The sequence below is a fragment of the Nonomuraea glycinis genome (assembly GCF_014646515.1).
Taxonomy (GTDB): Bacteria; Actinomycetota; Actinomycetes; order Streptosporangiales; family Streptosporangiaceae; genus Nonomuraea; species Nonomuraea glycinis.
This window is the reverse complement of sequence record NZ_BMNK01000003.1, coordinates 1-20,109: the sequence shown is the minus strand read 5'-3', so window position 1 is coordinate 20,109 and position 20,109 is coordinate 1. Positions and strand designations below refer to the sequence as shown.

17 protein-coding genes are annotated in these 20,109 nt (G+C 70.7%); 8 read left to right on the top strand and 9 right to left on the bottom strand.

Annotated features, from left to right (window positions below; all coding sequences use genetic code 11):
• Window positions 1-17 precede the first annotated feature (17 nt).
• The 4 genes from IEY87_RS09635 to IEY87_RS09620 form a co-directional block, all read right to left on the bottom strand.
• On the bottom strand, window positions 18-674 hold the full coding sequence (locus IEY87_RS09635; protein ID WP_189138215.1) for a DUF998 domain-containing protein: 657 nt from the start codon (window positions 672-674) through the stop codon (window positions 18-20).
• A complete protein-coding gene (locus IEY87_RS09630) occupies window positions 671-1,870 on the bottom strand; it encodes a glycosyltransferase (RefSeq protein WP_225278266.1) in 1,200 nt (399 codons plus the stop codon). The genes IEY87_RS09635 and IEY87_RS09630 overlap by 4 nt, the downstream gene beginning before the upstream one ends.
• A gap of 124 nt (window positions 1,871-1,994) precedes the next feature.
• The gene (locus IEY87_RS09625; protein WP_225278256.1) at window positions 1,995-2,798 is read right to left on the bottom strand and encodes a DMT family transporter; all 804 of its coding nucleotides are present in this window, start codon (window positions 2,796-2,798) and stop codon (window positions 1,995-1,997) included.
• 37 nt (window positions 2,799-2,835) lie between these two features.
• Window positions 2,836-3,453 carry a DedA family protein gene (locus IEY87_RS09620; protein ID WP_189138214.1) on the bottom strand — a complete coding sequence of 206 codons (618 nt, stop codon included), beginning with the start codon at window positions 3,451-3,453 and terminating at the stop codon, window positions 2,836-2,838.
• A 393-nt stretch (window positions 3,454-3,846) separates the two neighbouring features.
• Here IEY87_RS09620 and IEY87_RS09615 point away from each other — a divergent pair, with 393 nt between their 5' ends.
• Together IEY87_RS09615 and IEY87_RS09610 are read left to right on the top strand one after the other, a co-directional pair.
• Window positions 3,847-5,007, top strand: a complete 1,161-nt coding sequence (locus IEY87_RS09615; RefSeq protein ID WP_189138213.1) for a sensor histidine kinase — start codon at window positions 3,847-3,849, stop codon at window positions 5,005-5,007.
• A gap of 74 nt (window positions 5,008-5,081) precedes the next feature.
• A complete protein-coding gene (locus IEY87_RS09610; protein WP_189138212.1) occupies window positions 5,082-6,140 on the top strand; it encodes a hypothetical protein in 1,059 nt (352 codons plus the stop codon).
• On the opposite strand, the gene IEY87_RS09605 is transcribed toward IEY87_RS09610, so the two are convergent.
• Entirely contained in the window at window positions 6,048-6,689 is a 642-nt protein-coding gene (locus IEY87_RS09605; RefSeq protein ID WP_189138211.1) for a VC0807 family protein, read from the bottom strand. The genes IEY87_RS09610 and IEY87_RS09605 overlap by 93 nt on opposite strands.
• Window positions 6,690-6,934: 245 nt before the next feature.
• A complete protein-coding gene (gene leuE / locus IEY87_RS09600; RefSeq protein ID WP_189138210.1) occupies window positions 6,935-7,615 on the bottom strand; it encodes a leucine efflux protein LeuE in 681 nt (226 codons plus the stop codon).
• A 149-nt stretch (window positions 7,616-7,764) separates the two neighbouring features.
• Here leuE and IEY87_RS09595 point away from each other — a divergent pair, with 149 nt between their 5' ends.
• From IEY87_RS09595 to IEY87_RS09580, 3 genes are all read left to right on the top strand, one after another.
• Entirely contained in the window at window positions 7,765-9,594 is a 1,830-nt protein-coding gene (locus IEY87_RS09595) for a M14 family metallopeptidase (RefSeq protein ID WP_225278255.1), read from the top strand.
• Between the two features lie 243 nt (window positions 9,595-9,837).
• The gene (locus IEY87_RS45600; protein WP_225278254.1) at window positions 9,838-11,394 is read left to right on the top strand and encodes a chitinase; all 1,557 of its coding nucleotides are present in this window, start codon (window positions 9,838-9,840) and stop codon (window positions 11,392-11,394) included.
• A complete protein-coding gene (locus IEY87_RS09580) occupies window positions 11,391-12,824 on the top strand; it encodes a carbohydrate-binding protein (protein WP_189138208.1) in 1,434 nt (477 codons plus the stop codon). Before IEY87_RS45600 ends, IEY87_RS09580 begins: the two co-directional genes overlap by 4 nt.
• 39 nt (window positions 12,825-12,863) lie before the next feature.
• Here IEY87_RS09580 and IEY87_RS09575 read toward each other — a convergent pair whose 3' ends face one another.
• Window positions 12,864-14,456, bottom strand: a complete 1,593-nt coding sequence (locus IEY87_RS09575; protein WP_189138207.1) for a molybdopterin-dependent oxidoreductase — start codon at window positions 14,454-14,456, stop codon at window positions 12,864-12,866.
• 118 nt (window positions 14,457-14,574) lie between these two features.
• On the opposite strand from IEY87_RS09575, the gene IEY87_RS09570 reads away from it, so the two are divergent.
• Window positions 14,575-15,954 (top strand): putative hexosyltransferase, encoded by a 1,380-nt coding sequence (locus IEY87_RS09570; protein WP_225278253.1) that lies wholly within the window; start codon window positions 14,575-14,577, stop codon window positions 15,952-15,954.
• Here the strand turns inward: IEY87_RS09570 and erm are convergent.
• Window positions 15,943-16,758, bottom strand: a complete 816-nt coding sequence (gene erm, locus IEY87_RS09565) for an ErmE/ErmH/ErmO/ErmR family 23S rRNA (adenine(2058)-N(6))-methyltransferase (protein ID WP_189138206.1) — start codon at window positions 16,756-16,758, stop codon at window positions 15,943-15,945. The two genes, IEY87_RS09570 and erm, sit on opposite strands and share 12 nt — an antisense overlap.
• A 246-nt stretch (window positions 16,759-17,004) precedes the next feature.
• On the opposite strand from erm, the gene IEY87_RS09560 reads away from it, so the two are divergent.
• Together IEY87_RS09560 and IEY87_RS09555 are read left to right on the top strand one after the other, a co-directional pair.
• A complete protein-coding gene (locus tag IEY87_RS09560) occupies window positions 17,005-17,859 on the top strand; it encodes a hypothetical protein (RefSeq protein WP_189138205.1) in 855 nt (284 codons plus the stop codon).
• A 74-nt stretch (window positions 17,860-17,933) separates the two neighbouring features.
• Entirely contained in the window at window positions 17,934-18,644 is a 711-nt protein-coding gene (locus tag IEY87_RS09555; RefSeq protein ID WP_189138204.1) for a DUF6597 domain-containing transcriptional factor, read from the top strand.
• Window position 18,645: 1 nt separating this feature from the next.
• On the opposite strand, the gene IEY87_RS09550 is transcribed toward IEY87_RS09555, so the two are convergent.
• Window positions 18,646-19,668: an AI-2E family transporter gene (locus tag IEY87_RS09550; protein ID WP_225278252.1), complete on the bottom strand. Its 1,023-nt coding sequence runs from the start codon at window positions 19,666-19,668 to the stop codon at window positions 18,646-18,648.
• Window positions 19,669-20,109: the final 441 nt, after the last annotated feature.

Below are 20,109 nucleotides of genomic sequence, written 5' to 3'. Positions count from 1 at the left end.
CGAAGCATGCCCACCTCTCAGGCGGCCAGGCGTTCGTCGCGGGCCGGGGCGTCGGCGCCGGTGCCGGCGAGGGGCACGGCGGTGACCTGGCGCTGCCTGAAGGCCAGGGTCATGGCGGCGATCAGCCCGATCTCGGCCAGCACCAGCGCGCGTTCGAGCAGACCGTAGTAGGACTCGCCGCCGATCCATGGCGAGGTGAAGGAGGCCGGATGCGCGGCCAGGTAGACGCCCAGCGCCAGCGCGGAGGTCACGCTCAGCGCCTTGACCGCGTTCCAGCGGGGCAGCCTCGCCCGCCCACGGGCCAGGCTCCAGCCGGCGACGGGCAGGGTGGTGAAGACGACGGCCGCCGCCCAGCGGTGAATCTCCCCGGACATCGACTTGATCACGGAGGCGTCCGTCGGGAACACCGCGCTCAGCATCAGACCGCCGGCCGCGGCCAGCAGCAGCACCCTGGCGGCCGCGGTGGGCCCCGGGTCGCTGATCGCGAGGCCGTACGCCAGTGACAGGCAGGCTGTCGCGAGAGCCAGCATGCCGATCACCACCGGGAGCAGCCCGCCGGGGACCAGCACGTAGTGGCTGATCAGTGGCTGGGCAGGCAGCGTGAATTCCGCGTAGGCGAAGGCCAGGAGGGCGACCAGCACCCCGGCCAGGGTCGCGGTACCCGTCGCCTTCATCGTGCCACCTCATCGTAGATCTGCTCGAACCGGGCGAGGGAGGTCTGGTGGTCGTGGGTGAGGGCGATCTCTCGGCTGACCCGGCCGAAGCGCTCGCGCAGGGCGTCGTCGGTGAGGATGCGCGTCAGGTGCCCGGCCAGCGCCGTCACCTCGCCCGGCTGGAACAGGTAGCCATTGCCGTCGACCAGGTGCGGCAGCGCCATGGCGTCGGCGGCGACCACGGGCAACCCGCTGGCCATCGCCTCCAGTGTCGCGATGCTCTGCAGCTCGGCGACGCCCGGCATGGCGAACACGTCGGCGGCGGCGAACGCCTGCGGCATGCTCTCGTCGGGCACGAACCCGAGGAAGAACGTCCGCTCGTCCACCCCGATCCGCCTGGCCAGCTTCTCCAGCTCACCGCGCTGGTTGCCCTTGCCGACGAACGCCACCTGCGCGTCGGTCTCGTTCAGCACGTACGGCAGCGCCCGCACGATCTCGTCGAGCCGCTTCTCCTCGTCCAGACGGCCGACGAACAGCACGGTGGGACGGTCGGGCAGCCCGAACCGCCTGCGGGCCCAGGCCTTCGGCTCGGCGTGCGGGTGGAATCGGGCCAGGTCGATGCCGCAGGAGACCGGCTCCACCTCGTGGCCGAAGCCCTGGGCGGTGAGCAGCTCGGCGGCGAGCGGCGTGGGCGTGGTGATGTGGTCGGCCTTGCCGTAGACGCGGCCGAAGTCGCGCCAGGCCAGCCGGCCCGCCTTCTCCCGCAGCCCGGCCGGGATGTGGGCGAACTGGAAGAGGTTGTCGGGCATGAAGTGGTTGGTGGCCACGACCGGCACGCCGCGGCGCCGGGCGGCGGCGATGGCGGACCTGCCGACGACGAAGTGGCCCTGGGTGTGCAGCACGTCCGGGTCGATGGCGTCCATGAGCCGGTCCAGCCGGGTGGGGACGGTGACCCGCATGGTCGGGTGGACCAGCAGCGGCGCCGAGCGCAGCCGGTGCACGACCACGCCGTCGACCACGTCGGCGCCGGCCGGGCCGAGCTCCGACTGGCAGACCACGTGCACCTCGTTGCCGCGTGCGGCCAGGCCGGTGGCGAGTCTGTGGGTGAAGTAGGCGGCGCCGTTCACGTCGGGTGGGTAGGTGTCGCTGGAGATCAGGATCCGCCGGGGGCGGGTGGGAGCGGGGGCGAGTGCCGTGGTCTTCTCAAGGGTGTGCATGGGCATGGCCATGATCGGTGACTCCATTGTCGAGAGGGGAACCCCGGCTGGGGAGGGCCGGAGCGGTGAGATCGGGTCGGTGAGATCAGGTCGGTGGGATCAGGTCGGTGGGATCAGGTCACGGTCAGAGCCGCGCCTCCAGCGGACTGCTGCGCGCCAGGGCGAAGGTGCCCGCCGCGGTGAGCGCCGCCGCCGCGATCGGCAGTACGCCGGTGGGCAGCGGCTCACCGAGCAGCAGGGCGCCGAAGGCCACCGCGGTGAGCGGGTCGGCGATCTGCAGGGAGGCGAAGGAGACGCCGAAGTGGCCGACGGCGTAGGCGCGCTGCAGCATCATCAGCGCCAGCACCGCCGGAACGGGCAGCGCCAGGAGGTACCACCAGTTCCAGCCGCCGTCCACCAGCGCCCGGACGAGCGTGGCGGTGGCGCCGTACAGCACGCCCGAGCTGGTGGCCAGCAGGGCGGCGCGGCCGGTCGGGGAGGCCGCCCTCGAGCCCGCCCACAGCAGCACCGCCGCGATCCCGGCCACGCCGAGCAGCGTGAGCACCCCCTGCGGGGCCAGGTGGGTGGTGCCCGCCGACTCCGGGACCAGCAGCACCAGCCCGATCAGCCCGGCCGCGACCACGCCCGCCGCCGCCAGCTCGCGCCGGGCGGGCTTGCGGCCGTGCAGCGTGGCGGCGATCGGCAGCGCGAACAGCAGGCTGGCCACGCCCATCGGTTGCACGACGGTCAGCGGGCCGAGGCCCAGCGCCACGATGTGCAGGCCGCCGCCCACCAGGATGGACAGTCCGCCGAACAGCCAGCGCGGCCTGCGCAGCAGGGCCAGCAGACCCGGCTTGGCCGTGCCGAACGCCTCGAACTGCTGCAGAGCGGCGCCGAGCGCGAAGAACAGCGATCCGATCAGGGCGACAGCAGCGGCCAGCACGATCATGCCGACTCCTTTCTAACTGGATGTTCACTGAGCGGGATCAAACGGACGTGTCCACGGAGAGGCGCTGGGGAGAAGCGTTGGTGGCGCGTCGCTTCCTGACCCACCGGACCACCTCGACGATCGCGGTGACGCCCAGCGCGATGCCGAGCCCGAACAGCAGGCCCTTGATCGGGTCCCGCTCGAACGCCATCCCGCCGAAGAACCCGATCAGGCCGGAGTAGACGCCCCAGGAGACGGCCGCGATCGCGTCGAAGAAGGTGAACGAGCGCAGCGGATGGCGGACGGCGCCCATGGTGAGCGTGGTCGCGGTCCGCCCGCCGGGGATGTAGCGGGCCACGACCAGGACCAGCCCGCCACGCTCGGCGAGCGTGTCCCGCGCCCACACGAACGCCTTGCGCCGCCGGATCCGGCCACCGGCCTTGTATCCGAGCAGGTAGGAGATGTGGTCACCGGCGAACGCGCCCAGCGCCGCCACCACGATCACCAGGGCGAGGTTCGTCTGCCCGGTCGCCGCGAACACCCCGGCGGTGATCACGGAGGTCTCCGCAGGCACGATGGGAAAGAACCCGTCGAGCAGCGCGAGCCCGAACAGCGCCAGATACAGCCATGGCGACGACATCACCTGCTGGAGAAATTCCAGGACAGCGTGCGACATGAGCATGTACTCCGATCATTTGGGGCGCCTGCCCAGCGTGTCGCCGAGAGGGGCCATGAGACATCGGGGATTTCCCCGGTTGAACGAGGACCCGTCCCCTAGCGGGGGCAGGGGTCGTACCGTCACAAGCTAGAAATCCCGCAGGTCATGGCACATCGGTCGATCGGCGCACAACACCCCCGACTTTCGTCAGGGGCGAGTGCGCGACCCCCCGGTGACACTCTTCGATCAAACCGGTCCCGGCCGCCCGGCACAGGAGTGTGGGTATCCGCCTTTGAGGTGGAGCCAGCACCACCCCGGCGGTGGCGCGGTCACCACCCTTACTTTCGTCAGGGCCGGCGATCGACGATCGGCCGTGCCGGTGCGCGGGCGAGGGCTTGTACGGTCGTCGACGTGAGACGTCTACGCCGCGAGAGCCGCCGCCAGGTGGTCCAGGACGTGCTGCTGGGGTGCCTGCTGGTGATCGCGGTGGCCGCCTCGGGCCCCGACCCGTTCGAGGAGCCGGCGGCCTTCGCGTTGCTCACCGTGCCGTGCGTCGTGCTGGCCGCACTGGCCGTGCTCGTCGGCCGGGCGTGGCCGCTCGCGGCGGTGGTCTTGCTGCTGCCGCTCGGCCCGTGGGACTTCGCCACGGGCGTGGCGACCTCGGACCTGACCTGGCTCACACCGTCCGCCGCCTACGTGAAGATCTTTCCGTTCGTGACGACCTCGCCGTTCGTCATCGGGTACGTCTACCTCGCCGGCCGGCGGCTGCCCTCGGCCCGGCCCGCCGTGGCGCTGGCCGGCGTGCTGTCGGTCATCGGCGTGGGCCTGGTGCTGGCGAAGGGCGGCACGGTCGGCCTGTGGACCACCATGACCACCGGCCTGGCGGGCACCTACGCGGTGCCGTACCTTCTAGGCCTGCTCCGCGGCAGGCTGCTGCAGCAGCGGGAGCAGGCGAAGTCGTCGGCCGAGGCGCAGGCGAGGCTGCGCGAGCGGGCCAGGATCGCCAGGGACATGCACGACTCGCTCGGCCACGACCTCGCCCTCATCGCGGTCCGCGCCGCCGGCCTGGAGCTGGCGCCCAGCCTGGCACCCGACCAGGTCAAGGCGGCAGGCGAGCTGCGCCTGGCCGCCGCGGACGCCACCGAACGGCTACGCCAGATCATCGGCGTCCTCCGCGACGACACCGACACCGCGCCACTGTCCCCAGCACGCGCCGATGCCGCGCCGCTGTCCCCGGTGCGCGAGGATGTGGTCGCGCTGGTCGGCCGGGCTCGGGCCTCCGGGATGGCGATCACCCTGCGCCTGGCCGAGCCGGTGCCGGAGCTGGCGCATGCCGTGGTCCAGGAGGGGCTCACCAACGCGGCCAAGCACGCGCCGGGCGCCGAGGTCACGGTCACCGTCGCGGCGCGCCGCGTCGCCGTCGCCAACGGCCCCGCCACCCGCTCCCGCTCGACGGCCAGGCCAGGCGGTCTCGGGCTGACGGGCCTGCACGAGCGGGTACGGCGCGAAGGCGGCACGCTGGCGGCCGGACCCACGGCGGACGGGTTCGAGCTGGCCGTCGACCTGCCCTGAGCTCCCTCTCGCGGGGGAGAAGGATCCCCTCGGCGCGGGAGGCCGGGCCGCGCCGGCCCGAGCAGGCTCGAAGCATGAACGAGCAGAAGGCCGGAATCGGCCGAATCACCGCGGCGGTCGTGGCCATCGCCGCCATGCTGCCCTACCTCACGCTCAAGGTGCTCTGGCTGACGGGCAGCTCCGTGGGCGTCACCGACCCGGAGCTGATGAACGGCTCGGTCATGATGGGGATGAACGCCCTCACCTTCGCCATGGACGCGATCGCGCTGGTCCTGGCGCTGGCGTTCACCATGCGGTGGGGGATGCGGCTGCCCGCCTTGCTGGTGCTCCTGCCGCTGTGGGTGGGCGCGGGGCTGCTGTCGGTGGTGATGGTGACCGCGCCGCTGAGCGTGGTGATCGAGGGCGTGTCCGTTTTCGACACCGGCGGCCCGATCGAGCCGTGGGTCTACCTGGCCGTCTACACCGGCTTCATCGGGCAGGGCGCCGGTCTCATGACGGCGTTCGTCCTCTACGCCCGCGACCGCTGGAGCACCGTCTTCAGCACCTCGATCGGGCACCGGCACCCCTCGCTCACCCGGCCCTTCCAGACCGTCGTGGGCTGGGGATCGCTGCTGGTGGCCGGGATCGTCGGCGGCACCCGCCTCTTCTGGGCGCTGGGCGGCACGGCGGGACTGCCTCCGGAGACGGCCGCCGCGCTGACGCCGGCCGGGAGCATGCGGGAGGCGGTGCAGGGCCTGATGGCCATCGCCGCGGGCGTCGCGCTGATGGTGCTGGTGCGGGCGCGCGGGCGCGGGCCGTTCTGGCGGCCGCTGGTCGTCGGCTGGCTCGGCTCCGGGGCGATGTTCGGCTGGGGCCTGTACGCGCTCACCGTCACCTTCACCGCGGGGCCGCTCGGCTCGGGCATCCTCGGCGGGCCGGACTTCGTGGCGCTGTTCGGCACACTGACCGGGCTGGTGATGGGCATGTGCGGCGCGTTCCTGCTGACCGAGCGCTGGGCCGCGCTCTCAGGCGTGCTCGCGGGCGGGCCTTCAGGCGGGCTCTCAGGCGTGGGCGACGTGCAGCCTGCGCAGCAGCCGCTTGAAGCCGAAGACGGAGATGGTGATCGCCAGGCCGCTTATCAGGGCCACCGCTGAGGTACGCAGCAGCATGTATCCGGCCAGTGAGCCGGCCAGCGACTCGTACACCGCGAGGCTGATGCTCACCGTCGAGTTCGCCAGCAGCACGAACGCCCACAGCAGCGTGATCCGGGCGAAGAACCTGCGCACCCGCTCGTGCTTGAGCACCGCGTTCGGCAGATGGATGTAGTCGAGCGTGAGCTTCTGCACGAGCGGCCGGTTCAGTCGCACCGAGGCGAGGAAGGCCATGCTGATGCAGATCGTGCCCAATTCCGGCTGGATGAAGTACCACATCCAGGTGCCCGTCCACAGTCCCACGATGGTGCGCAAGGTGATCGCCGCCGCGGCCAGCAGCATCGTCGCCGGCACCGGGATCCGCCTGATCAACCGCCAGGCCACCCCGCCGTACACCCACGCGCAGGTCAGGATCAGCGCCCACTTCAGCCCCAGCACCACCATCGCGAGATAGAACACCGCCATCGGCGCCACGACCGCTTCGAGCAGCTTCGGCACTGCCTGGCGGGCCAGGGAGGTGAGCCGGGGCAGGGTGAAAGGTGGGTGGGTCATGGCTTGCTCCGCAGATAGGCCGATGTGCCGGGCACTACCCGGACTTCGGGCCGGCAGGCTGACCAGAGGGGCCGCTCGATATCACCTGGCGGCCACCTGGACGTCCCTGACGATCGCATCGGATGGTTGCCGGTCGCTTTCCGGTGGCTTACCGTACCTGACCCCCTCGGCAGTGACTGCCTCTTTTGCCACGTTCAGCCCTCGGAGAGGGTGTTCTCCCACGTCGGCTCGCCATACCCGTCCGGTCACCCCAGGGAGGTGGTGGCCAGCTTCGCCCCGAACCCCAGGAACAGCGCGCCCACCCCCGAGGTGAGCCCCGCGCTCAGCCGCCTGCGGGTGCGGAACTGAGCGGCCAGGAAGCTCCCGCCGAAGATCAGCGCGGACAGGTAGAGGAGGCTGAAGACCTGGATGATCGCCCCCAGGATGAGGAACGACAGCGCCGGGGCGGCGTAACCGGGGTCCACGAACTGGATGAAGAACGAGACGAAGAACAGGATCGCCTTCGGATTGAGCAGGCTGATCGTCAGCGCCTTGCGGAACGGCCGCACGGCCTTGGACCCGGGCCGATCGGACTCCATCACCGCCGTGGCGGCCACCTGGCCGAGCTCGCCCTCGGGCCGCGTCCGCCACGCCTGCCAGGCGCCGCGCAGCATCTGGAAGCCGATCCAGGCCAGATAGGCCGCGCCGGCGTACTTCACGATCGCGAACAGCACCGGACTCGACCGCAGGAGCGACGCGGCGCCCGCGGCGGCCAGCGCCATCAGGACGGCGTCGCCGACGAACACCCCCGCGGCGGCCCGGTACCCCTGGCGGACACCGCGCTGTGCGGACAGGGCCAGGACGTACAGGGAGTTGGGACCCGGCAGCAGGATGATGAGGAAAGCGCCGATGACATAGGTCCAGATGTCGGTGATCCCGAAGAACATGCAGCCTCACTCGAGGGTTGCCGTGGTGACATATCACGGTATCGCGTCACTGGACTCGCCGGTTTTTGGGTCTTTCCTCCTGGGCCGAGGCTCTTCACTCTCAGTGCAGGCGTGCGTAAACACCAAGCCCGCGCGCCTGGGAGGACATGGTGAGACGCCGATTAGTCATCCTGCTGGCCGTCCTGGGACTCATCTGCCTGACCGGCATGACCGGGGCGGGAGCCACCGCCGAGCCGCCGGCCAACAAGCAGTACCGGGTGCAAGGTCCGGCCACCGCGCAGGAACGCAGCGCGGTCGCCTCGACCGGCGCCGCCATCGACGAGGTGACGCGGGACTCGGTCCTGATCACCGCCACGGAAGCCGAGGTCACCGCGATCAAGCGGCTCGGCTACCGGATCGCGGAGGTGCCGCGCCCGTTATCCCCGTCGGCTGCCGTGGCAGCTGACTTCCCGCCGGCGGACTCGGCCTACCACAACTACGCGGAGATGACCGCGTACGTGAACGGCCTGGTCGCCGACCATCCGGCCATCGCCCAGAAGTTCACCTACGGCTCCTCCTACGAGGGCAGGCCGCTCATCGGCGTCAAAATCAGCGACAACGTGGCGACGGACGAGGCGGAGACGGAGGTGCTGTTCACCGCCCACCAGCACGCCCGCGAGCACCTCACGGTCGAGATGGCCCTCTACCTCATGGACCTGCTCACCGACGGCTACGGCACCGACTCCCGGATCGCGAACCTGGTGAACACCAGGGAGATCTGGATCATGCCGGACCTCAACCCCGACGGCGGCGAGTACGACATCGCCACCGGCAGCTACCGGTCCTGGCGGAAGAACAGGCAGCCGAACAGCGGCTCGTCGGCCGTGGGCACGGACATGAACCGCAACTGGGGCTACAACTGGGGCTGCTGCGGCGGCTCCTCCGGGTCCACCTCCAGCGAGACCTACCGGGGCGCGGCCGCCGAGTCGGCGCCCGAGGTCAAGGCGGCGGCGGACTGGGTGCGCGGCCGGGTCGTCGGCGGCGTGCAGCAGCTCAAGGCGCACATCGACTGGCACACCTACAGCCAGCTGATCCTGTGGCCGTACGGCTACACCTTCAACGACACCGGGCCGGGCCTGACCCAGGACGACCGGGACGCGCACGCCACGCTCGGCCAGAACATGGCCACCACCAACGACTACACCCCCCAGCAGGCCAGCGACCTCTACATCACCGACGGGACCATCGACGACTGGCTGTGGGGCGCGTACAAGATCTTCAGCTACACCTTCGAGATGTACCCGGTCGGCTCCAACCCCGGCTTCTACCCGCCGGACGAGCAGATCGTCCCCCAGACCACCCGTAACCGGGAGGCCGTGCTCCGCTTCCTCGAGTACTCCGACTGCGTCTACCGGATCATCGGCAAGGAGTCGCAGTACTGCGGCACGGGCACCCCGCCGGTGACGGTCTACAGCGACACCTTCGAGACCGCCACCGGCTGGGCGGCCAACCCGAACGGCACCGACACCGCCACCGCGGGGCAGTGGGAGCGCGGCGATCCCGCGGCCACCTCCGACTCCGGGGCCAAGCAGCTCGGCACCACGGTCAGCGGCTCCAACGACCTGGTGACCGGCCGCCTGGCGGGCAGTTCGGCCGGCACGCACGACGTCGACGGCGGCGTCACCTCGATCCAGTCGCCGCCGATCACGCTGCCCGCCTCCGGCGGTCTCAGCCTGTCGTTGTCGTGGTACCTCGCGCACGGCTCGAACGCCACCAGCGCGGACTACTTCCGGGTCAGGGTGGTGGGTTCGACCACGGCCACCGTCTTCCAGCAGGCGGGCGCGGCCACCAACCGCAACGGCGCGTGGAGCGTGGCCACGGCGGACCTGAGCGCCTTCGCGGGGCAGACGGTGCGCATCCTCGTCGAGGCCGCCGACCTGTCCAGTGCCTCGCTGATCGAGGCCGCGGTGGACGACGTGCGCGTCACCCAGCAGCCCTGACGTCCGTCCGATGCCCCGCCGTGATCGTACGGCGGGGCATCTTTTATTGGGTCTTGTAAGGCTCGGTTGTCAAGGCTACGATCGCGGCAACTCTTAGGAAACTTTCCTAACAGAATGCTGTCACCCCCCAGCGCCCGCGTCGCCTCCCGCGGGCCGTGCCGTGCGGCTTGCGCTAACCCCCCAGGCGCGAGCCGCATGGCACGCCGGCAAGAAGGATGAAATGTGAAAGCTCGCGTGATCTTAGTGTCACTCGCGACCCTCGCCCTCAGCCTCATCGCGCTTCCCGCCCACGCCGCCGCCTCCGCCACTTTCGTCAAGGTCTCCGACTGGGGCACCGGCTTCGAAGGCAGGGTCACCGTCACCAACGGCACGTCCACCCCGATGAACGGCTGGAACGTGGCCTTCGACATCCCGGCCGGCTTCACCATCCCCTCCGCCTGGGACGCCGTGCTGACCAGGAACGGTCAGCGGCACACCTTCACCAACCCGAGCTGGGCGTCCGCCCTCGCGCCGGGAGCCAGCGTCAGCTTCGGCTTCAACGGCGGCCCCGGCAACTTCCCCGGCATCTCCAACTGCACGATCAACGGCGCGAGCTGCGACGGCGGCTCCGGCCCCGGCCCCGGCGTCCCCGGCAAGCCGGGCGCCGTGACGGCGAACCCCACCGGCACCGCCATCGCCCTGTCGTGGGGAGCCTCCGGCGGGACCGTCACCGGCTACCGGGTCTACGAGGGCACGACCGTCAAGGCCACGGTCACCGCCACCGGCTCGACCATCGGCGGCCTCGGCGCCTGCGAGACCCACACCTACACGGTCAAGGCCTACAACGCGGCGGGGGAGTCGCCCGCCAGCGACCCGGTCACCGCGACCACCACCGGCTGCGACCCGGGCCAGCCCGGCGGGCAGCTGCCCGCGCACTTCCTCACCGGCTACTGGCACAACTTCGTCAACCAGGCCACCGAGCTGAGGCTCGCCGCAGTGCCCAACGACTACGACCTGATCGCGATCGCGTTCGGCGAGGCCACCGCCACACCGGGCGAGGTCGTCTTCGGCGTCGACACCGGGCTGTCGAGCGCGCTCGGCGGCTACACCGACGCCCAGTTCAAGGCCGACGTGCAGGCGCTGCACCAGCGCGGCAAGAAGGTCATCCTGTCCGTCGGCGGCGAGACCGGCCGGGTGCAGGTGGCCGACGCCGCGGCCGCGACCAGGTTCGCGGACACGGTGTACGCGCTGATGCGGAGCTACGGCTTCGACGGCGTCGACATCGACCTGGAGAACGGGCTCAACGCCACCTACATGGCCCAGGCGCTCAGATCGCTGCGCGCCAAGGCGGGCGCCGACCTGATCATCACCATGGCGCCGCAGACCATCGACATGCAGTCGGCGCAGATGGAGTACTTCAAGCTCGCGCTGAGCATCAAGGACATCCTCACCGTCGTCCACATGCAGTTCTACAACTCCGGCTCGATGCTCGGCTGCGATCGGCAGTGGGCGTACGCACAAGGAACGGTCGACTTCATGACCGCCCTGGCCTGCATCCAGCTGGAGAACGGCCTGCGTCCCGACCAGGTGGCCCTGGGCCTGCCTGCCGGGCCGGGGGCCGCCGGTGGCGGGATCGTCGCACCCGCCCTGGTCAACCAGGCACTGGACTGCCTGGCCAAGCGCGCCCGCTGCGGGACCTTCACGCCACCGCGCGCCTACCCGGGCATCCGCGGCGCGATGACGTGGTCCATCAACTGGGACGCCAGCAACAACTGGAACTTCTCCAGGACCGTCAAGCCGCACCTCCAGGGAATGTCATGAAATTTCGTCGAATGGCCCTCGCGTTACTCGCCTCCCTCGCCCTGACCGTCTCCGGCCTCGCCACCATCGCCCCGGCCGCCTACGGCGCGGTGGTCGTCGCCGCCCCCGCCTGGACGGCGTGGACCCCGTACACCGTCGGCACCCGCGTCACCCACAACGGCGTCGACTACGAGTGCCTGCAGAGCCACACCTCCCAGCCCGGCTGGGAGCCGAACGTCGTGCCCGCCCTGTGGAAGGTCGTCTCCGGCGGCGGCGGCCCCGACACCAGCGCCCCCTCCGTGCCGGGCAACCTCCGCTCGACCGGCGTCACCTCCAGCAGCGTCTCGCTGGCCTGGAACGCCTCCACCGACAATGTGGGCGTCACCGGCTACAACGTCTACCGGGGCTCGACCCTCGTGACGACCGTCTCCGGCACCTCCTACACCGACACCGGCCGGGCCGCCGCCACCAGCTACACCTACACGGTCCGGGCCCGTGACGCCGCCGGCAACCTGTCGGGCACGAGCAACACCGTCACCGCCAGAACCTCCGAAGGCGGCAACCCCGACCCGAACCCGTCCAGGATGCCCGGCGCGCCCTACCTCTGGATGGGCTGGGGCGACCCGCCCAACCCCGGCACGGTCATGGACGCCACCGGCGTCAGGTCGTTCACCATGGCGTTCATCCTGTCCAGCGGCGGCTGCAACCCCGCCTGGGACGGCCAGCGCCCGCTGACCGGCGGCGCCGACGCGGCGGCGATCAACACGATCAAGTCCAAGGGCGGCAGCGTCCAAATCTCCTTCGGCGGCTGGCAGGGCAACAAGCTCGGCCCGAACTGCTCCAGCCCGGCCGCCTTCGCCGGCGCCGTGCAGCAAGTCATCAACGCCGTCGGCCCCGCTGTCGTCGACTTCGACATCGAGAACACCGACGAGTTCGAGAACTACACGGTCCAGGACCGCATCCTCAACGGCCTCAAGATCGTCAAGCAGAACAACCCGAACGTCAAGGTGGCCGTCACCTTCGGCACCTCCACGACCGGCCCGAACGCGCACGGTGTCCGGCTGATCAACCAGGCCAGAGCCCTGAACGTGCCGATCGACAACTTCACCATCATGCCGTTCGACTTCGGCGGCTCCAACATCTACAACGACACCGTCAACGCCGCCGAGGGCCTGAAGAACGCGCTGAAGAACGCCTACGGCTGGTCCGACGCGCAGGCGTACGCCCACATGGGCATCTCCGGCATGAACGGCCTGTCCGACCAGCAGGAGCTGACCACCCCGCAGACCTGGAGCCAGATCGTCACCTGGGCGCGGGACAGGGGCCTGACCAGGCTCGCCTACTGGGGCGTCAACCGGGACCGCCCCTGCCCCGGCGGCGGCGTGACCTCCAACTGCAGCGGCATCGCCCAGAGCAACTGGGAGTTCACCAGGATCACCGCCGGTTTCTGACCGGTGCCGGGCCCGGGGCGGTGCGAGGCCGCCCCGGGCTCACGGCATGCGGACGAGCTGAGTGGGTTTCAGCGGGATCCCGGCCCCCGGCGGCCGGTAGACCGGCAGTGCCTCGCCGTACTCGTGCATCCAGGCATGGTCGATCAGCAGCCGCATCCGCCGCTCGCCCGGTTCGGCGTCCGCGCCGCCCGGCTCGACCGGCGCGGTGGTGAGCTTGGCCACCGCGTCGGCGATCAGCCGCGCGTCCGGCGGGGCCAGATCGCACCGCTCGTCCGGCCCGATGAGCAGGTCCACCTCGGGCGGCAGCGGGTAGATCCACCTCGACAGGGCCAGCACCCGGGGCGGCGGCGCCATCGGCAGCCCGTCGCGCACCGCCTCCAGCAGCACCGACCGCGACGTCCGGTCCTCGAACAGCCCGTCACCGAGCGCCCAGCTCAGCGACCCCACCTCGGCGGGGTCCTCGCCGCACGCGTGCAGGCACAGGTACGGCACCAGCGGGATGTCCGTCCCGGCCGACGGCTGCGCCCAGCCGTCCCGGCAGCCGGTGAGCACGAGCAGCGCCAGCATCGCCCGGTAGGCGGTGTCGGCGTGCGGCGTGTCCAGCCAGCCCGGCACGACCATGCACCGCCCGTGCGTCTTCTCCGCCGTCACGCCCAGCTCCCGCGCGATCTTCACCGTGCGCGAGGCGGCCACCCCGGTGTGCGCCTCCTGCCAGCCGGGCGTGTACGGCTCGGCGCGATCGTCGTAACCGGACGGCCAACGGCCCGGCAGCCCCGGCCTGCCCACCCCGTACACCGCCAGCAGCAGGTCGAACACCGTCGTCACCAGCTGCTCGCCGTCCCGGACCGCCGGCACGCCCCGGTGCAGCACGCCCGGCCCGTCGTCGAAGCGCGGCAGCAGCACCTCGGTCCCCTGCGCGCCGTCCGCGCCGTACAGGCTCAGCCGATCGGCGACCGGCCCGAGCAGCCCGCCGGGCACCAGCGCGCCGCCGCGCTCGCGCAGCCGCACCAGGAACGGCAGATCGGTCCACTCCATCGCGTGCTCGGCGAAGGCCGGCCGGTCCAGGTAGAACTCCTTGAGCAGCACATGCCCGACCGCCATGGCCAGCGCGCCGTCGCCGCCGGGCCGGACGACCAGCGTCTCGTCCGACAGCCGCGTCGGATGCGGCCCGATCGCCACCACCTTCTGCCCCTTGTAGCGCCCGGCGATCACCCACGGCGTGCCGGGAGCCCGTACCGTCCGATTGTTCTCCCCCCACAGCAGCACATAGGCGGCCCGCGCCCAGTGCTCGGTGGCCGGCCCGGGGAAGCGCGGGCCGAGCATCTGCGCGGGCGCGCTGGACTGCTCGGTCAGCACCGCGCCGCCCAGCCCGCCGACCAGCTCGGCCAGCGGCGAGGTCGCCAGCGCGGCCACCTGGTCCGCCCCGTGCTCGGCGGCGGTGTGCACGATCGCCGCCGCGGCCAGCTCAGCGGCGGTGTCGTCGTCGAGGGGAACCCGGCGCCCGCCCCGCGCCTGCCGATAAACCTCTGAATTCGCTGTGAGTTTCGCCCAGGCAGCGACCGGATCACGCACTCCTTCACGCACGTCGAAGTAGAGCCTGACCAGCGCCTGGTTGATTAGCGATCCCCCCATGCGAAAAGTTCAGCACAGACGGTCATGATCTGACGCCTTAAGGCACCGCATGTCGGGGATAAGAATTCAGAAGTGCAGGTAGCACCATGCTTTTTCGTACGGCACTCTAGATCCCGCCATGGATTACGCAGTCTTCACGGGGGCCATCCTCGTCATCGGAGTCGCACTCGCCCTGATCGCCCAGTGGCGGGACTGGCGGCCACCCCTGATCGCCGCCATCGGTGTGGGCATCGCGGTCCGCGTGCTCCTGATGTACACCGCGGCCGAGGGCGCCTGGCAGCCGGTCGACTTCGTCAACAGCTTCAAACCGGCGGGCGAGGCCGTGCTGCGCGGCGAGGACCCGGTCCTGGCCAGCAACGGCGGCTGGCACTTCCTGCCGACGATCCCCTATGTGTACGGGATCCTGCTGTGGTTCGGCATCCCATGGGAGTACGCCGGCCGGCTCGTCACCGTGGTGGCCGACATCGTGCTCATCCCTCTGGTGGCCAAGCTGGCGGGCGGCCCCAAAGCGTCACTGCGCGCCTTCCAGTACGCGCTCAACCCGCTGGCCCTGCTGGTCGCCTCCATCCACGGCCAGGTCGAGCCGGTGGCGCTGGTCTTCGGCGTGGCCGCGTTCGTCGTCGCCCGAGGGCCCGGCTCGCCGGAGCGGGTGGGCGTGACCGACAGCGCCGTCGCCAGGTTCCGGCTGGACGTGCTGCGCGACGGCCGGAACGCGGTGCCCCGGCGGGCGCTCGGCATGCTGGTCCAGGCGCTGAAGCCGATCCCGTCCGATCGGGCCGACCTCAAGCGCGCCGCGCTCGCCGGCCTGCTCATGGGCCTGGCGCTGTGCGCCAAGAGCTGGCCGATCTGGCTGATCCCCGGCTTCCTGCTGTTCCTGCCGCACCTGCGGGCGCGGATCGTGGGGCTGTTCGTGACCGGCGTGGTGCCGCTGTTCTTCCTGGTGACGCTGCCGGTCTTCGCGGGCACCTCGCTCAGCCAGATTCCCGAGGTCATCAGGGTCATCCAGGACATCAGGCCGATCGTCGGCGAATGGGGCTGGACTCCCTGGCCCACCGGCGGCCACTGGTCGCTGGAGCCGCTGATGGCCAAGATCGGCACCTACCTGATCTACGTCTGCGTCGTGGCCGCCGTGGTGATCTGGCGCCGGGCCGATCCGATCGACATGACGCTCGCCATCCTGCTGATCTTCATGGTCGTCACGCCCAGGCTGGGCGCCCAGTACCTGCTCTGGTTCATGCCGTTCCTGATCGCCAGGCCCACCCGGTTCGCCTGGCCGGCGATCCTCGGCACCTCTCTCTGGGCGGCCTACGGCTACATCTACATGACCCAGGATCCGGCGACCTGGGTCGAGCTGCACAGCTACTGGTCGCGCGCGTCGATCGTGCTGCTGCCGGTCCTGTTCCTGGCGATGCCGTGGGCCCGCCGCAACCCGCCCGAGCCGGAGCCCGCCGAGCCGGCCACCCCGGCGGGCCCGGCGAGCGTCACCTCAACGGCATAGCCGCCCATACAACGTGATCCACTGATCGGGGTGGACGTGGCCCACGACCGTGTCGCGGGCCACGCCCGCCGCGTCGAGCGCCCCGTCCACCCCCTCGTAGCGGGTGCGCAGCGTGGCGCGCAGCGACCCGCCCACCCCGCCGAACCCCAGCTCGACCAGCCGCTGATAGTCCCGGCCCGACCCCACCAGCGGCTCGGGCCGGCGCTGGAGGCGCAGGATCGCCGAGTCGACCGACGGGACCGGCCGGAAGCTCGCCCGGCCGATCCGGTCGCCCAGCCGCCAGTCGAACCACGGCCAGGACTCCACGGCCACCAGGCTCCAGCGGCCGTAGTCGCCCGTCCGCTTGCGGGCGTACTCCCGCTGCGTGAGCAGGGTCGCCGAGGTGAGCCCCGGCGCCCGCAGGCACCAGCGCACGATCTTGGACGTGATCGAGTAGGGGATGTTGCCCACCACCGCGAACGGCTCACGCGGCGGCCGGGCGGTGGTGAAGTCGCCCCGCACCACGTCGATCCGGGGATCGTCGCGGGTCAGCGCCGCCAGCCTGCCGGCCAGCCGCGGGTCCACCTCGTAGCCGACCACCTCGGCCCCGGCCGCGGCCAGCGCCCGGGTGAGCACGCCCTCGCCCGCGCCCGGCTCCAGCACGAGCCCCTCGGGACCGGCGGCCTTGACCACCAGTTCCACGGCGTGCGGGTCGACCAGGAAGTTCTGCGACAGGACCCGCCTGGCCCTGTCCTGGGGCGTACGACCGTCCTTGGCCTTCTTCTGAGTGTGTGAGTAGTTTCCGTGTGCGAAATTCTGCGCCACAGCTGCCCTTCCGGGTCCTCGAGTCGATGGAGATCTCGAAGGGCCCCGGGCACGCCGGTGGACGCTCAGTCGGTCATCGCGTCACCGGCGGGCCAGAGGCCGGCCGTGACGGATGCGAACCGCGTAGAAGCACAAGCACATGCCGCCGACGCTAGGCGGGGCCTCCCTGTGGCGGCAACCGAATAAACCGGCCGCGTGTCCGATTCCTACAAGCTTCCGCACCGGCCCACGAGTAGCGTCCGCCCCATGGACGTTCTTCACCGAGCAGGCACCTACCTGCGGCTTCACGCCCGGCTGATCGACAGGCTCAGGTTCGAGGCGCTGTTCGCCGGCGGGTCCCGGGAGCGGGTGCTCGACACGCTGCGCTGCTACCAGAACCCCGACGGGGGATTCGGCCACGCGCTCGAACCCGACCTGCGCGGCGTGGGCAGCCAGCCGGAGCCGGTCGAGGTGGCGTTCTGGATCCTGGACGAGCTCGACGCCTTCTCCGATCCGATGGTGACGGCCGCCTGCGACTACCTGCTCAGCGTCACCACCGAGGACGGCGGCGTCCCGTTCGTGCTGCCCAGCGTCCGCGACACCCCCCGGGCCCCCTGGTGGGAGACCGCCGACGACCCGCCGGGCAACCTCATCCCCACCGCCTCCCTCGCCGGCCTCCTGCACAAACACGGCATCGACCACCCCTGGCGGGGGCCGGCCACCGACTTCTGCTGGCGCGCCGTCGCCGCCATGGACAAGATCACGCCGTACGAGGCCCGCGCCGTCGTCACCTTCCTGGACCTGGTCCCGGACAGGGAGCGGGCGCTGGCCGAGTTCGACCGCCTGAAGGACGGCATCCTGGCCACCGTCTCGCTCGACCCGGACGCGCCGGGGGAGGCGCACTTCCCGCTGGACTTCGCACCGGCGCCGCTGCGGCTGCCACTGTTCGACGCCGAGGTGCTCGACCGCCACCTGGACGCCCTCCCGGCGGCCCAGTCGGAGGAGGGCGGGTGGCATCCCAACTTCCTCATGTGGACGCCGGTAGTGGCCCACGAGTGGGGCGGCTACCTGACGGTAGGACGCCTCAAAACCCTACGCGCGTACGGCCGTCTACCGGGCTGAGTGTCACAGACGCCTGCGTCTACGGTCGCCGCCTGGCTCGGCGAAGTGTCACAGGCGCCGCCTAGCCTGGGGGCATGTATGCGGAGTGGGCGCCGGAGCGGGATCTGGCCGGGCGTGTCGCCTGCCTGTGGCGGCGGGTCGGTGAGCGGGAGGGCACCCTGCTCGTGGTGCCCGACGGCTGCGTCGACCTGATCTGGGGCCCCGGCGGGCCCTTCGTCGCCGGCCCCGACACGGGTCCCGTGCCCAGCAGGGTCCGCCCGGGTGACGTGCTGTTCGGCATCCGCTTCCGGCCCGGCGCGGTGGGCGAGTTCTTCGGCGTACCCCTCCAGGACCTGCGCGACCAGCGTGTCCCCCTGACCGATCTGGGCACCGTGCCATCCCTGGCCGGGGCGCTGGACGTACCGGACCTCGATCCGGAGGCGGCCGACCCGCTCGCTGCCGTGCGGGCCGCGGTGGTGGCCCGCCTGAGACAGATCCCCGCCCCGGACCCGGCGGCCCCCGCCATCCTCGCCGGGCTCCGCGCCGGCCGCGGTGTGCGGGAGGTGGCCTGGCAGCTGGGGCTCAGCGAGCGGCACCTGCACCGCAGGACCGTGGCGAGCTTCGGCTACGCGCCCAAGACGCTGCAGCGCGTCGCCCGGTTCCAGCGAGCTCTGCGACTGGCCCGCTCAGGCGTCGCGGCGGCGGACGTCGCGGTGGCGGCGGGCTACGCGGACCAGGCGCACCTGTCACACGACGTCAAGCGCCTGAGCGGCGTGACGCTGCGCCACCTGCTGCACGGCGGTTAGGTCAGGGCGGCGGCCTGTTCGAGACGAGCGCGGCGGCCCACTTCGCCGCCGGATCGCTGTCGATCAGGAGCGCCTTCGTGAGCAGGCTGAGGGGGATGGCGAGGACGGCGCCCAGCGGGCCGAGCACGAACGTCCAGACGATGAGCGAGATGAAGGTCATCGTGGTCGACAGGCCCACCGCGTCCCCCAGGAACTTGGGCAGGATGAAGGACTGGGTGACGACGTTGATGGCGGTGTAGGCGGCGATCACCAGGAGCATCTGCTTGACGCCTCCGTCCAGGAGGGCCAGGGCCGCCGGCGGCATCAGGCTGAGAACGAAGCCGATGTTGGGGATGTAGTTCGCGATCAGGGCGAGGACCCCCCACAGGAGCGGTAGCGGGACGCCGATGACCGTGAGGGCCAGGACGTTGAGGACCGCGTTGATCAGCCCGAAGACGGTGGAGACGATCAGATAGCGCCGCGTCTTGTGGGCGAAGGTGTCCAACGCGGTCACCACCGCGGGCCTTCTGTCCTCGCTGGTGGACAGGATCCTGGCCGTGGCGGGCGCGTCCAGGCACATCGCCAGGAGCAGGACGACGATGAGGAACAATCCCGAGAAGACCCCGATGACACCGCCGAGCAGGCTCTGCGCGATGCCGATGATCCGCTGGGGATCGAAGCTCTCGATCGCCCGGTCGAGTTGCTCGTTGCTGACGCCTTTGGCGACGGCGAAGTTCTGGGCGTCGACGAGCAGCGCCTGGAACTCCCGGGTGTAGGAGGGGACGAGCGAGCCGAGCTGCACCGCCGAGATCGTCAGCACGCCGGCCATCGCCAGCAGCACCATGACGAGAATCAGGAACGGCACCGCGACCTGCACCCAGATCGGCGCCCGCCGGGCCGCCAGCCAGGTGCGCACCGGGGACACGGCGATGACGAGCACCAGGGCGAGGACGAAAGGCCCGACGATGGACGAAACCTCGCGGATGCCGAAGAGAAGGATCACCGCGCCGGCGATTCCCACCAGGATGATGAGGGCTCTCGGCACAGGTCGATGCTCCACGGAGGGTACGTACCCGTGGCTTAGAAGTGACACTGCCGCAGGCGGGTAAACCGTCGATTTGACGGTTCCCGGAGCCGTACATAGAGTTCACCAGTCCCACGAGGACGGCGGTGATCGTCGGCCTCACTCAGGACACCTCCCTAGCACCATCCGGTCCGTGGATTTTTTGTGTCCACGGGGAGTCGATTCGACAAGGATCCGACTTCGGAGTAAGTTAGAGGGGTTGTCCCGGAAGCGGGGCGGTGGTTATTCCTGCAGGTCGAGCGAGTCCGGTCAATTTGACAGAGACTTGAACGGCTGACAGGATTAAGACATAACAGAACACGAAATGAGCGCCTCCGCCGCTCGGCCCTGATGGGGTTTGGTGCGGGGATGTACGCGTCCGTTTCTTGAGAACTCAACAGTGTGTTAAAAGCCAGTGCATGA

What these genes read in the sequence shown, in the direction of transcription:
- IEY87_RS09560 (WP_189138205.1), top strand. Translation starts at nt 17,005, where the DNA reads ATGGACGTTCTTCACCGAGCAGGCACCTACCTGCGGCTTCACGCCCGG.
- IEY87_RS09580 (WP_189138208.1), top strand. Translation starts at nt 11,391, where the DNA reads ATGAAATTTCGTCGAATGGCCCTCGCGTTACTCGCCTCCCTCGCCCTG.
- IEY87_RS09570 (WP_225278253.1), top strand. Translation starts at nt 14,575, where the DNA reads ATGGATTACGCAGTCTTCACGGGGGCCATCCTCGTCATCGGAGTCGCA.
- IEY87_RS09635 (WP_189138215.1), bottom strand. Translation starts at nt 674, where the DNA reads ATGAAGGCGACGGGTACCGCGACCCTGGCCGGGGTGCTGGTCGCCCTC.
- leuE (WP_189138210.1), bottom strand. Translation starts at nt 7,615, where the DNA reads ATGTTCTTCGGGATCACCGACATCTGGACCTATGTCATCGGCGCTTTC.
- IEY87_RS09625 (WP_225278256.1), bottom strand. Translation starts at nt 2,798, where the DNA reads ATGATCGTGCTGGCCGCTGCTGTCGCCCTGATCGGATCGCTGTTCTTC.
- IEY87_RS09555 (WP_189138204.1), top strand. Translation starts at nt 17,934, where the DNA reads ATGTATGCGGAGTGGGCGCCGGAGCGGGATCTGGCCGGGCGTGTCGCC.
- IEY87_RS09575 (WP_189138207.1), bottom strand. Translation starts at nt 14,456, where the DNA reads ATGGGGGGATCGCTAATCAACCAGGCGCTGGTCAGGCTCTACTTCGAC.
- IEY87_RS09630 (WP_225278266.1), bottom strand. Translation starts at nt 1,870, where the DNA reads ATGCACACCCTTGAGAAGACCACGGCACTCGCCCCCGCTCCCACCCGC.
- IEY87_RS09610 (WP_189138212.1), top strand. Translation starts at nt 5,082, where the DNA reads ATGAACGAGCAGAAGGCCGGAATCGGCCGAATCACCGCGGCGGTCGTG.
- IEY87_RS09620 (WP_189138214.1), bottom strand. Translation starts at nt 3,453, where the DNA reads ATGTCGCACGCTGTCCTGGAATTTCTCCAGCAGGTGATGTCGTCGCCA.
- IEY87_RS09605 (WP_189138211.1), bottom strand. Translation starts at nt 6,689, where the DNA reads ATGACCCACCCACCTTTCACCCTGCCCCGGCTCACCTCCCTGGCCCGC.